A 571-nucleotide genomic window follows, 5' to 3' on the forward strand; every position below is an offset into this window, starting at 1 on the left:
ACGACGTTGGGTGATCCGATCGAGGCGCAGGCGTTGTTGGCGACGTATGGGCAGGGTCGGGATGTGCCGTTGTTGTTGGGGTCGGTGAAGTCGAACATCGGTCACACGCAGGCGGCTGCCGGGGTGGCGGGCGTCATCAAGATGATCTTGGCGATGCGGGCGGGCGTGGTCCCGGCGACGTTGCACGTGGATGCGCCGTCGTCGCATGTGGACTGGTCGTCGGGTGCGGTGGAGTTGGTGACGGAGTCTCGGGCGTGGCCGGGGGTGGGTCGTCCGCGTCGGGCGGGTGTGTCGTCGTTCGGCATCTCCGGCACGAACGCGCACGTGATCATTGAGCAGCCGGAGTCGGCGGTCGCGCCGGTGGGCGAGGCGGTGGAGCCCGTGGCCGCGTCGGCTGCGAAGGCACGCGGCGAGGCCGATGGCATCGGGCCGACGGGCGCGGTGTCCGTACCGGTGCCGTGGGTGGTGTCGGGGCGTTCGGAGCGGGGTCTGGTGGGTCAGGCGGCGCGGTTGGCGTCGTTCGTGCGTGATCGTTCGGGTCTGTCGTCGGTGGATGTGTCGTGGTCGTTGG

At 69.9% G+C, this 571-nt stretch carries 1 protein-coding gene; it reads left to right on the top strand.

All coding sequences use genetic code 11. The features are described from left to right. Positions 1-571, top strand: a 571-nt coding sequence (locus ACSNN9_RS28595) for a ketoacyl-synthetase C-terminal extension domain-containing protein (RefSeq protein WP_436676409.1), incomplete at both ends; no start/stop codon positions are given.

Origin of the sequence: Micromonospora sp. URMC 107 (assembly GCF_051386315.1) — a bacterium.
Classification (GTDB): domain Bacteria; phylum Actinomycetota; class Actinomycetes; order Mycobacteriales; family Micromonosporaceae; genus Micromonospora.